The 12,539-nt window shown below is 32.8% G+C and carries 13 protein-coding genes; 6 read left to right on the top strand and 7 right to left on the bottom strand.

Features of this window, described 5'->3' with window-relative positions:
• Window positions 1–210: 210 nt before the first annotated feature.
• The 3 genes from AAFU52_RS22930 to AAFU52_RS22920 all read left to right on the top strand — a co-directional run bounded on the left by AAFU52_RS22930 (window position 211) and on the right by AAFU52_RS22920 (window position 4,193).
• On the top strand, window positions 211–1,269 hold the full coding sequence (locus AAFU52_RS22930) for a helix-turn-helix domain-containing protein (RefSeq protein WP_024769467.1): 1,059 nt from the start codon (window positions 211–213) through the stop codon (window positions 1,267–1,269).
• A 553-nt stretch (window positions 1,270–1,822) separates the two neighbouring features.
• Window positions 1,823–2,665, top strand: a complete 843-nt coding sequence (locus AAFU52_RS22925) for a M57 family metalloprotease (RefSeq protein ID WP_024769466.1) — start codon at window positions 1,823–1,825, stop codon at window positions 2,663–2,665.
• A 691-nt stretch (window positions 2,666–3,356) separates the two neighbouring features.
• Entirely contained in the window at window positions 3,357–4,193 is an 837-nt protein-coding gene (locus tag AAFU52_RS22920; RefSeq protein WP_024769465.1) for a M57 family metalloprotease, read from the top strand.
• Window positions 4,194–4,323: 130 nt separating this feature from the next.
• Here the strand turns inward: AAFU52_RS22920 and AAFU52_RS22915 are convergent, their stop codons facing one another.
• Entirely contained in the window at window positions 4,324–5,190 is an 867-nt protein-coding gene (locus tag AAFU52_RS22915; RefSeq protein WP_024769464.1) for an ABC transporter ATP-binding protein, read from the bottom strand.
• A gap of 55 nt (window positions 5,191–5,245) precedes the next feature.
• Window positions 5,246–7,681: a DUF5916 domain-containing protein gene (locus tag AAFU52_RS22910; protein ID WP_438423678.1), complete on the bottom strand. Its 2,436-nt coding sequence runs from the start codon at window positions 7,679–7,681 to the stop codon at window positions 5,246–5,248.
• A gap of 142 nt (window positions 7,682–7,823) precedes the next feature.
• Here AAFU52_RS22910 and msrA point away from each other — a divergent pair, with 142 nt between their 5' ends.
• From msrA to AAFU52_RS22895, 3 genes are all read left to right on the top strand, one after another.
• Window positions 7,824–8,381 carry a peptide-methionine (S)-S-oxide reductase MsrA gene (gene msrA, locus AAFU52_RS22905; protein ID WP_024769462.1) on the top strand — a complete coding sequence of 186 codons (558 nt, stop codon included), beginning with the start codon at window positions 7,824–7,826 and terminating at the stop codon, window positions 8,379–8,381.
• Between the two features lie 5 nt (window positions 8,382–8,386).
• Window positions 8,387–8,983: a GTP cyclohydrolase I FolE gene (gene folE / locus AAFU52_RS22900; protein WP_024769461.1), complete on the top strand. Its 597-nt coding sequence runs from the start codon at window positions 8,387–8,389 to the stop codon at window positions 8,981–8,983.
• A 63-nt stretch (window positions 8,984–9,046) separates the two neighbouring features.
• Window positions 9,047–9,346 carry a hypothetical protein gene (locus AAFU52_RS22895; RefSeq protein ID WP_438423677.1) on the top strand — a complete coding sequence of 100 codons (300 nt, stop codon included), beginning with the start codon at window positions 9,047–9,049 and terminating at the stop codon, window positions 9,344–9,346.
• Here the strand turns inward: AAFU52_RS22895 and AAFU52_RS22890 are convergent.
• From AAFU52_RS22890 to AAFU52_RS22870, 5 genes are all read right to left on the bottom strand, one after another.
• Window positions 9,343–9,864 carry a DUF6787 family protein gene (locus AAFU52_RS22890; protein ID WP_024769459.1) on the bottom strand — a complete coding sequence of 174 codons (522 nt, stop codon included), beginning with the start codon at window positions 9,862–9,864 and terminating at the stop codon, window positions 9,343–9,345. The two genes, AAFU52_RS22895 and AAFU52_RS22890, sit on opposite strands and share 4 nt — an antisense overlap.
• 34 nt (window positions 9,865–9,898) lie before the next feature.
• A complete protein-coding gene (locus tag AAFU52_RS22885; protein ID WP_024769458.1) occupies window positions 9,899–10,327 on the bottom strand; it encodes a DUF6146 family protein in 429 nt (142 codons plus the stop codon).
• Between the two features lie 47 nt (window positions 10,328–10,374).
• Entirely contained in the window at window positions 10,375–11,187 is an 813-nt protein-coding gene (locus AAFU52_RS22880) for a hypothetical protein (RefSeq protein ID WP_438423676.1), read from the bottom strand.
• An 88-nt stretch (window positions 11,188–11,275) separates the two neighbouring features.
• Complete coding sequence (locus AAFU52_RS22875; RefSeq protein WP_438423675.1) at window positions 11,276–11,788, bottom strand: hypothetical protein; 513 nt, start codon at window positions 11,786–11,788, stop codon at window positions 11,276–11,278.
• A gap of 117 nt (window positions 11,789–11,905) precedes the next feature.
• Window positions 11,906–12,538 (bottom strand): DUF937 domain-containing protein, encoded by a 633-nt coding sequence (locus AAFU52_RS22870; RefSeq protein WP_024769455.1) that lies wholly within the window; start codon window positions 12,536–12,538, stop codon window positions 11,906–11,908.
• Between the last annotated feature and the right edge of the window lies 1 nt (window position 12,539).

Below are 12,539 nucleotides of genomic sequence, written 5' to 3'. Positions count from 1 at the left end.
AATTTTAATGAATACTCTTTAATATTTAAGAAAAAGGTTAAATAAAATACAGATTTGAGTTTTGTGTACAATAAATTGATGTGTTAAAAAGTTTATCTATTTTAGTACTATTAAAAAGATAGTTTTTACTATGTTACTAAACATATAGGCATTTCTATTGATCTATATTAATAACAGTCAGTGATTTTTTGTTATTTAAAGATTCTTGAGATGAAAATTATAGATTATTTATTTTTAATAAGTGGCTTACAAACGTTAGTTATTACTGTTATTCTTCTTTTTTACCGATCTAAAAAAGTATATATTAATAGATATCTGGGGTTGTTTTTTGTTACTCTATGTGTAGAGATGGCAATGTATTTTGCTTATAAGTATGTAGAACATCCGGCTGTTTATTATCACCCATTTCGATTTAATTTGTTGAGTATGAATTTTTTGTTTTTCTACGCAGTGGAAACAGCAGGGATTTATATAAAACGTAAAATCTATTATTATATTCCGGCAATTTTTGAGTTTTTGTTTTTATCAGTATTTTTTCTTTTAGTACTGCAAGACCCAGAAATGCATACCACTTTTCGAGAAATGTATTTTGGTAGAATATTGAACATTGTTGGTGCGATTTATATCATAACGATGTCTGTTATGATTATTAAAGTTAATAATAAACATAAGAAACAACTGCCATATTTTTATGAAATTACTAAATACAAGTCATTAAATTGGTTAACTGTTTTTTGTGTTATTTGTATCTTATTTAATCTTGTTGGGAATTTATTGAACCTGTTTGTTAGTGAAAAGCATTATACATACACGGTGAATACTATTCTTTTACTGTCGCTTTATTATATTACTATTGCGAGTTTAGTACAGATTAATATCATTAACATGATTTCACCCAGGGTGGAAGAAAAAGAAACGAAAGCAGAATTAGAGAATATTGTAAGGATTATTGAAGAATACATGTTAGAGACCAAAGCATATTTAAATCCATCAATTACTCTAAAAACATTTGCCAAGGAGGTTAGGTTGCCAGAAAGGCTAATTTCTAAAGCGATTAATAAGATTGAGCATAAGAATTTCAATAATTATATCAATTATTATAGAATAGAGGAGTTTAAACAACTTTTGTCTATGGACAGACATAAAAAGTTTAGCATTTCTGCAATAGCTAACGAGGTTGGTTTTAACTCCAGAGCATCTTTTTACAAAAACTTCAAAGACATTGTTGGAGTCTCTCCTTCATCATATGCAAAAAATTCAGATGACTGATTATCTTATCTTTATAATGTTTCTTATTATGATTTAAGACATCCTAAATCATGTTAAGGGACACCTATTTGTTGACTTGAGTGTTCTTTTTGTTGAATTTAGCACCAACTAATTTTACACAAACAATCGACTTATGAAAACATTATTCAGCACTATTCCAATTCTTGTTTTTAGATATAATCAAAAAAATATCAAGATAACTCGTAGGTTATACTATTGATTTCTACAAAGCTATAAACCGGAATTTTTTTAAATATAATTTTAGGATTCTTAGGGACCATTTTGAAAGCCTGAAAGTTGAGATTTAAAATTTCTTATTGAGTGAGTGACAATCAAAATGCTTTTCAAATTTTGATTCATATGAGGCCTTTTTAGCCTCGATCCGGTTTATGCTTTGTTTGGCTATAGCTTAGACAGTCTTTTTTAGAACAATACAGATTACATATTCTTAATTGTATTAAGGTTTCAAAGTTCTTAATATATAATTTTTTAATCGAGATGATAGAAAACCTTTTGGTTTTTGTTAACTCACACAAATTAACAAACTTAAAATATGAAAACTATCAAATTATTAGCGCTTAGCGCTATCGTTGCAGGATGCATTACTTCTTGCCAAAAAGAAGAAGTTGCTGCAGAAGTAAATGAAATAAATAATGCACCCACAAAAGAACAGCTTCTTAAGTTAGAAAGCATGGGGGTTAATACAGAAGATGTGTCTGTAAAAACGATAACAGATCTTGACGGAAGTACAGCGGACTATTTTGTTAATGGTACAGATCTTGGTATTCCAGTAGCCGGGCTTGTAGATCAGCCAAGCTTAGGGGTTATGGATAATGGAATGAAGCAGTATAGAACAAGAAACATCGTTTCTAGTAGCAACCGTACAATTAATGTACTGGGTTACACTGGCGGCGGCGGTAATGGGCTTTCTAATACAGGAAGACAGGCTTTACAAAGAGCTGTTAATACATATAATGGAATAAATTCTACTCTTAATATGAGACTTACCTTTGGTACTAACTATCAAGCTGCTGATATAGTAGTATATGTACGAAGTGACCTAGGATCAGGTGGATTAGCAGGATTTCCTTCTGGTGGAAGAGCTTACAAGTGGGCAAGAATCGGACCTAGTGTAAAAAACAGAGGAGTTACTTACACTCAACATGTAATTACTCATGAAATGGGTCATTGTATTGGTTTGCGTCATACAGATTGGCAGAGAAGAGTGTGTAATGGTCAAAATGAAGGACAAGGCCAAGATGGAGCTATCCATATCCCAGGAACACCAACAGGTACGGATATTACATCATTAATGATTTCTTGCCCTACACAAGGAAACCCGCAAAATGGGAGTCTAAATAGAAATGATGTTACTGCATTGGAGTACATGTATTAATATAAAGTATTAAGAACTTTGATTTTTTTTAGAAGAGGCTGCCTGAAAAGGCAGTCTTTTCGTGCTTTATTTTTTTTGATATAAATAAATGTTTAGGGATGACCTGAATCCCGTAAACACCTATTTTTACTATAGTTAATGGTCTTTTTGTAAATGTCCTTAATCATGATTTAGGACATCTTAAATCGTGATTAAAGACATCTAATTATTGATTTGAGCGCTTTTTTTATGGAATTTAGCACCAACTAATTTTACACAAACTCTTGACTTATGAAAACACTATTCAACACAATTCCAATTTTGTTTTTAGTAAATAGGTAATAGTCTATAGAATAACTATAGATTATATTCTTGGTTGCACAAAGTTATAAACCGGAATATTTTTTAAATATAATTTTAGGATTCTAGGGACCATTTTGAAAACCTAAAAATTGAAGTTTAAAAATTCTTATTGAGGAACAATCAAAAAATACTTTCCAAATTTTGATTCATATGAGGTCTTTTTGGCCTCTATCCGGTTTATGCTTTGTTGTTTAGCGATATGCTTAAACAGCTTCATTTAGAACAATACAGATTACATACTCTTAATTGTATTAAGATTTCAAAGTTCTTAATATCTAATTTTTTTAATCGAGATGATAGAAAACCTTTTGGTTTTTGTTGACTCACACAAATTAACAAACTTAATAATATGAAAACTATCAAATTATTAGCGCTTAGCGCTATCGTGGCGGGATGCATTACTTCTTGCCAAAAAGAGGAAATTACTGCTGAAGTAAATGAAATAGATAATGCTCCTACAAAAGAACAGCTTCTTAAATTAGAAAGCATGGGAGTTAATACAAATAATGTGTCTGTTAAAACGGTTACAGATTTGGATGGAAGTACTGCAGACTATTTTGTTAATGGTACAGATCTAGGTGTGCCAGTAGCTGGACTTGTTGATCAGCCAAGTTTAGAATCTTTGGATAATGGAAACAAGCAGTATAGAACAAGAAACCTTATTTCTAGCCGTAATCGTACTATTGATGTATTAGGTTACACAGGAGGTGGAGGTAATGGGCTTTCTAATACAGGAAGACAAGCCTTACAAAGAGCTGTTGCTAATTTTAATAATTTAAATACTTCTCTTAATATGAGACTTACCTTTGGTACTAACTATCAAGCTGCTGACTTAGTAGTATATGTTAGAAGTGACTTAGGTGGTGGTGGATTAGCCGGATTCCCTTCTGGTGGAAGAGCTTACAAATGGGCACGAATCGGACCTAGAGTAGCTAGCAACGGTGTTACTTATGCTACTCATGTAATTACTCATGAAATGGGACACTGTATTGGCTTACGTCATACCGACTGGTTTGCAAGATCATGTGATGGTAGTAACGAAGGTCAAGGTTCTGATGGAGCTATTCATATTCCAGGAACACCAACAGGTATCGACAGAACTTCTATAATGATTTCTTGTGCAACAGGAAACGAAAATGGAGTTTTTAATAGAAACGATGCAACTGCAATACAGTACTTGTATTAATTAGATATTGCTAAGAACTTTGAAATTTATTAAGAAAAGGCTGCATAATCATGCAGCCTTTTCTATAGAATTTTTATAATAATACAGTATATGTATACTACTGGTATAATTTGTTATTTACAATGAAGAGTTACCCTACAATTTTGCCATCTACCATAACCAACTTTCTATCGGCCATATCTGCCAATTCCTGATTATGAGTTACAATCACAAAAGTTTGACCAAATTCATCTCTAAGCTTAAAAAATAATTGATGTAAATTCTCTGCAGCTTCGCTGTCTAAATTTCCAGAAGGTTCATCAGCAAATATCACTTTTGGGTTATTGATTAGTGCTCTGGCAACGGCAACACGTTGTTGTTCTCCTCCAGATAATTCATTAGGCTTATGATCATATCGATGAGAAAGCCCTAAAAAATCTAATAGTTCTTTGGCTCTTTTCTCTACTTCAATTCGTGATGTTTTTTTAATAAAAGAAGGAATGCAAACATTTTCTAGAGCAGTAAATTCGGGTAATAATTGATGAAATTGAAAAATAAAACCTAATTGTTCATTCCTAAAAGAAGAAAGTCCCTTATCCTTTTTATTTTTTTTTATAAAATTTATGATACCAAAAATCAGTAAAGGAATAATGAGTACGACCCTAATTACTGTTCTAATATATATATCAAAAATATCGGGTGAGATAACCCATGAGAGAATAACGAAGATAGCATATGCTATAAGAAAGAACTGAAATAGATTTGAAAACTTTTTTGATTTTTGATTTTTTAATTCTTTGTCTTGAAGCTTAAAAATATCAGTTTCATTAATAGTTAGAGAAGAATCATCTTTTTGACCGGGCTTATCTAATGTACCCAAAATTTGCAGTAATGTAGTTTTTCCTGCACCAGAAGCACCAACAATAGAAACAATTTCTCCTTGTTTGATATGAAGATCTACTCCTTTAAGAACATGAAGGTCTCCATAGTTTTTATGAATATTATTAGCTTTGATCATCCGTTTTCTATACTTGAAGGAGTGAAAGTAATCAATATCATTAGAATCCCCAAGATTATCCTTTAGAAGAACGTTTTAAATTATTCACATCAAGAAAATAGACTACTCTTAACGATAAAGTATGCTTGATAGGTTTGTTAAACAAATTGTCTAAACTTTGTGTATAATTTAGTGTAGATAGCTCATCATCATTAAAAATTTGATTGCGATAGAGTAGGGTAGCTTCGCTACCAGGAGCAAATCTCCAGTTAAAACTCAAATCCAGATTCCAAATATTAAAATTGGTATTTGGATTATCTTCTGAGATATCATAATCAATTTGGGATCTAGAACCATTTTCGTTTAGAATATAAAATACATTATCAGAATAATCAGCGGTACTCCAGAAGTTTCGGAAACGCAAATTTACAGCTTTGTATGGGTCAAAATTATAACTTGCACTTAACGAATTTTCTAGTGAAATAATATCTCGTTGTCCAAGGAATACATCTGTACCATCGTCATCGATATATCCAAAATTGTTTGGACGATTATAATACTCTGACCTCCATATCACTAATAATTTATCAGAAAACCGATATCGGGGAGAAACCTCTATTCTATATATTTTTTGTCCGTCATCAAACCACTGTCTGGTTCCCGCGCTAATATCATACGCGAATTTTTTTCTATAATCAGAAGAAACAAACATTCTTCCTCCCAGACTTCGACTAAAAGTAACAAATCTTCCATCTATACGAGGCTCAAAATAGTCTTGGTTTTTAGAATTATAAGCTCCTCTACCACCAAAACCAAATCGTTTTTTGGTCACAAAAAACCAATTGGCACCTATAGAATTTTGTGTTTGAATGCTAGGGTCATATAATCGCCTATGTCTTGCAAAAACATTAATCCGATAGGTGTTAAATAACCCTTTAGGTTCAAAGATCTGGTAGGACGCACTTACTCTAAAATTATTGAAGTTATTTCTAAAATTAACTCCCAAATCATTGATGTTATACGTGGTATTTGCTAAATCGTGACCAAAACCATACCTGATTTTACCTTTGATACGGTCAAAATCAAGCTCAGATGCAAAACCACCAATATTATCTCCAGGAGAATTTATGTGACTAACCAAAGATCTTCCGGTTAGGCGATACGAGTTTGACTTATTTGCTAGGTTCCAAACCAACCCAGTTACATTTGCATTTCTAAACTCACTACCACTACGAGTTACATTAGTATTTATTAAGGAAACAGAAGAATTTTTATTAAACTGTTGATCCAACACAAAAATATTATAATTCGATATAGGTTCGACTACTTCTTTGCGCACAGCTCCAGTAATAGTATCGGTAATTCGTATTTCTGTTTTTTCTGTAATAGCATTAAAAAAACCGATACCCAGATTTCCTTTTGTCCTTCCCGAGATTTTTAATGCATTAAGCAAATTTACTTTAGAAGGGGCGTCCTCAGCAACTTCATTTACGTTAAGATCATCATCAGATATAGATGTAGATGGTTTGCCACCAACTCTCCTGGAAAAGAAAATATTTCCCTTGTTAAATAATTCTGTGCCTTCAGTAAAGAATTGCCTGTTTTCGCCGAAAGTTTGTTCGAACGGACCTAAATTAAGGCGAACTTCATCAAAGGCTGCTTGCCCAAAATCCGGAATTAGAGTAGCATCTAATGTAAAGCTATCACTTAGCCCGTATTTCACATCCATTCCAGCACTAAAATCAGTCTCGGTGTCTCCATCAGAATGTGATACCAGACCTTGCACAAACGGAAAAAAAGTAAGCCTCACAGGAGGGTTAACATTCTCTACACCTTTAACCAAACCATTATATTGTGTGCGTTGACCAATTTTATTATCAATAAAGTTCCAGGTATGAGTTTGATTTCTACTCAGAGATCTTCTATAAAAATTGATGCTCCAATCTTGTATATTCACTTCGGGAAAGCGTAATGCATTATACGGTATCTTAAATTCTGCATACCATCCTTGGGCATCAAAAGAAACTTTGGCATCAAAAACTACATTATAACTAAAATCTTCATTGAATTGATCTGCTCTTGCATCACCAATAGTACCTGCACTGGTTATAAAGAAACGAGTTTCATTCGTTCCATCGTTGTAGGTATTTATTGCAATACTAAAATGATCTGCCTGAACAAATATATCATCTCGTTGACTAAATTGACGCAATACTGTATCGGGTTGATTATCATATAAGTAGACTCCAAAATAAACGGCTTTATTGTCATATGCCATTTTTACTTCGGATCTTATTTCTTTTGGTATTTTTCCCTCATTTCCGGGTTGCCACATTTGAAAATCACCATGAGCCGGAAGAGTTTTCCATATTTCATCATCAAGAACACCATCAACTTTTGGAGGGTTATTTATTCTTTCTGCTATAATTTCCTTTCTTTCTTGAGCAAAAGATTGTAATGTAACGAAAAGTAAAAATACTGCATAAGCTTTTGAGTGTAGTTGTATATTCATAAAATTGTAATAAAAACCTTACTTTTTTGATATTTGCAAAACTAGGCTTGTAATAGGAGATGTGGTACTAACGAAAAGTTAAAAAGCAAAAATTGGATATGCATATATGTATTTTTGTTAAAAAAATTACGACTATTTAGTTATGAAAGAAAATAATATAGAAACCGCAGTATTTGCTGGAGGGTGTTTTTGGTGTACAGAGGCAGTTTTTCAGCGCTTAGAAGGGGTGCATAAGGTAATATCGGGATATACAGGAGGAACTATAAAAAACCCTGCATACCGTGAGATAACAACAGGAAGAACAGGCCATGCTGAAGCGATTAAAATCGAATATGATCCTAACCTCATTAGCTATAAAGAACTATTAGAAATATTTTTTGCTACACATGATCCTACAACATTAAATAGTCAAGGAGCAGATCGTGGTACACAATATCGAAGTGCTATATTTTATGTTGATGAACAACAACAACAGATAGCAGAACAAATAATTGCAACCCTTAAGAATGACTTCGTTTTTGATGATCCTATAGTTACAGAAATAACCAAACTGGGACCATTTTATAATGCAGAAGGATACCATCAGGATTACTATAATCAAAATAGTAGTCAGGGATATTGTCAATTTGTGATAAATCCAAAACTTAATAAATTAAATACTACCTTTAAAAATAAATTGAAAAAAGAAATACAGAATTAATTGCTATGCCGTATAAACATTTTGAAGAATACAATATAAAAGTAACAGAAGAAGTAAAAGAAAAATTTGAATCTATTATTGAAGATCTTGGAGAAGATATAAAAAGAGAAGGTATTGTTAAAACTCCTGAGCGAGCAGCAAAAGCAATGCAGTTTCTTACTCAGGGATACCATCAGGATCCTGCCGAAATTCTTAAAAGTGCTATGTTTAAGGAAGGCTATGACGATATGGTTATAGTTAAGGATATCGAACTATATTCGTTGTGTGAACATCATATGTTACCCTTTTTTGGTAAAGCACATATTGCATATATACCTGATGGATATATAGTAGGATTAAGCAAATTACCTAGAATTGTTGATGTATTTGCAAGGCGATTACAAGTACAGGAACGGCTTACACATGATATTTTAGAGTGTATTAATAATACATTGAAACCGAAAGGTGTTGCTGTAGTGATTGAAGCTTCTCATATGTGTATGATGATGCGTGGAGTACAAAAGCAGAATTCGGTAACAACCACTTCTGGTTTTAGAGGGCAATTTGAAAAAATAGAAACTCGATCAGAGTTTTTGAGATTAATTACGGCTGATTTGGGGTAACAAATTTTTGGAATACTCTTTGCTTTATTTGTTGTATATTAAACTATAAATTATGTATTAAATATGGCAAAAGACAAATACAAAAAACTTGGATTAAGTTTACTTTTTGATGGCTTAGGAATGGTTAGCTATGCTATTCCGGGAATTGGTGAATTTGCAGATGTAATATGGGCTCCTTTAGCGGGTTGGTTGATGACCAGAATGTATAAAGGTAATGTTGGTAAGGCAGCCGGAGTATTTACATTTGTAGAAGAAGCACTACCGGGTATGGATATTGTACCAACATTTACAATAATGTGGGTATATACGTATGTGATTAAAAAAGAAAAAGTAAAAGAGATTATTGATGTTGATATTTCTTAATCTTTAAAGAAACGAGCAAATCCCATTCTGCTTAACATCTTTTTTTCAAAACCCCAGAAAAATTTAAATTGCCCAAAGAGCCATCCTACGATGACAAGTAATATTTGGTATATTGGAAATATAAATAATATTCTGATAGGCCAATACAACCATCCATTTGTTGTATCTCTATGTAGTCCTATAAAAGTAAGTATAGGATCAGAAATACGAGCTGCAGTAGATCCTGTAACCGCAAAAGCAATAAAGATTGCTATGAGTTCCCATCGATACGAAACATTCCACTTTGTCTCCAGAATATTAAAAAGCTTCAGAGTAATGAAAAGGAATATCGAAAATAGAAAAAGTATTATGGCCGATAGTGTACCAATATAGATGCTATCGGTCTGATCTATTGGTAATAATTCCAGAATATACTTACCAATCAGATAAGAAGAGAATACTAAACCGAGTAATCCTAATACGGGAAATACTAATTGCCAACTACGTTCTATTTCCCAGCGTTCCTTAAATTTTTGCATAGCGCAAAAGTACAATAATTAAAAAGAATTTAAATCAAAATCGTCGCCCTCTTGTAGCAATAAATCGTTGCCTATAGCGCTGCTCAAAATATATAAAATAATTATATAAAAGGTAGTTTACCTCATAACCATAATGCGTTGCATATTGATAATTGATTTGCTGAAGATATAAATTAGGATCAAATCGTTGTGGTTGCATTACCCGTTGATTATATTCTGTGACATATATGCGATTCCTAGTTTCTAAAAATGTCTCAGAATAAAAACCTCTTGGCCTTTGCGTTACCAGCCATGAATTAAATCCAGGTTCGATGATAATAATTTCATATTCCAGACTATCATTTGCTATTCTTACGGTATCTGAAGCGGTATCGGTAGAGGCTACATCCATTTTTCTATTTTTGGTTGTAGAACAACTATAAATGAATATTCCTAAGATTAATATATAAATACAATTTTTCATAACCTTATAAATATATCTAAAAAAAGAATACTAAAGTGTTGTAGAAATTATAAATTCCAGAAATCAATTTGATCTTGTTCAATTTCTTGAGTATCAGTGAGATTAATATCCATACTATACATGATCAACTCAGTAAATCGGTTGGTTGCAAATTGTGAATTATTTCCATTAGAATATAGGATTCCGGCACCATTTGTAGCTGTGCATCGACCTAAAGTATAATTTCCGGTTCTAAGAATGGTTCCTGATCGTCGAATAGTTTGTACAACATTAGCACGGATAAATGAGAGTTGTTGCCATTGATTATTGGTGTTTGAAGCCCATCGTACAGGCTCACTACAGCAAATACCTGAGTCAAAATAAACTCTATTGTTTGACCAGTTTACATGAATAGACCATCGATTTCTATTAGCACCTGGCTGTCTTGTACCAAATGAAAACTGGTTATTAGAAGTAGAGTATAGCACTGTAAATACAGAACCATTAACTCCTGCATTAGTAAGAATTTGGATACTTGTGTTGATATCCAATCGGTCATTATTACCATCTCCAAAAAAATAGGGCCTCGTGGGATCAGTTATAAAACGAGGCTGAAAAGCATTGGTATTCTGAATTGCATTTCTACCTAAACCACTTTGATCATACCATGTGACTACAAATACATTTGCAGCACCTCTCCATGTATCTATTGCTGCTACATCTACAATATCATTATCAGCCCATCCAAAATCCTGTTGGGTATTATCACTATCTCTTCTTAAACGTATAATAGGACCGTTATAATCAGATTCTAATACACGAAGCGAGAAGGCAAAACTAATATTGGTGAGTTTTTCATCCAGAATATGAGATGGCCTCATCGTCGGAAAGTTATTGTGTTGACCAATTTGACAATAACCGAAGCTTGAAAAAAATAAACATATGTAAAGTAATAATCTTCTCATGTTATTAATTTCTTTTTAAATCCCCAGTGATATGAAATGTATTCGTTGCTGTACATACAATACCAGCTCCGGCATCTAATCCTGCTGTTTTAAATCGTAATAATCTATTTTTTATAGTTACTCCTGCAGCTCCTGAAACAGTTACTTTTCCTACTCCTGTTTGATAGATACTAACATTGTATCCTATAGGGAGCCCTACAGGAACTGTTAGTGTAACATCTGTAGCACTATTAAAAGTTAGTATATTATGATTGTCTGTATCTACGAGAGTGTAATTTCCGGTTTTAGCAAATACAGATGGAGATTCAAGTAATTCTTTCCATTCTGTTCCGTTAAATTGAAATACCTTTTTTTTTACTGTATCAAATACTAAAGATCCTTCTTGTATCGTAATTGTACTAATGTTATTTATATCGGTTGTGGTAGCTCCTGGTAATCCTAGTAGTGCATTAGCATCGATTTGGGCAATAGTGTTTGTGCCATATAGAAATAATACTAAAATTAGTAATTTTTTCATATTGAAGATAGTTGGTTAAAAATAAAAGCTTATTAAAGTCGTACAACTCTAATAAGCCCTTTCTTTTGATATATTCAAAATAATAAAATTATATTATTTGACTATAGGGTAGGAGTATTATTTTCCGAAAAGACCGCCTAATAATCCTCCAAGACCTCCTTTTTTCTTTCCACCACCACTTAGTAACATTCCGGCAACATCATCAAGAATACTCCCATCGCCATCTGCATCTAAGAAAGATTCTATCAATGATTGTTGCTTAGAACCACCACCAGACATACCACCTAGTAAACCTGATAACCCATTAGCATCACTTACATTACTTTGTTTAGCTTGTTTTCCTAATACTCCTAAAAGAATTGGAGCAGCAACTTTTAGTATTTGAGCCACAGAACCGGCATCAATTCCCGATTTTTGACTTAAAGCATTTTCTACTGCAGGTTGTTTATTTCCAAGAATATGACCTAGAATACCAGCTCCATCATTAGTAACACTTTGATCAACACCACCGTCAAATAAACCTCCTAAATTATCCAAAATCCCACCAGTATGCTTACCTGTTAGTGCTCCTAATAGTCCCGAAGCTCCTTCAGGAGTAGATGCATTTCGTTGCATTGCTCCCATAAGTACAGGCATAGCCATACTTAATAAATCTCCGGTTTTACCTTCGGATTGTCCCGTTTGTGAGCTTACACCGTTGATAATTTGCTTGCCCATAGGGCTATTTAATAGATCTAAAATTCCTGACATT

The organism is Aquimarina macrocephali, from assembly GCF_051627225.1.
In the GTDB taxonomy this organism is placed as follows: domain Bacteria; phylum Bacteroidota; class Bacteroidia; order Flavobacteriales; family Flavobacteriaceae; genus Aquimarina; species Aquimarina macrocephali.
The sequence above is the reverse complement of the archived record's forward strand: the minus strand, read 5'-3'. Positions and strand labels throughout refer to the sequence as shown.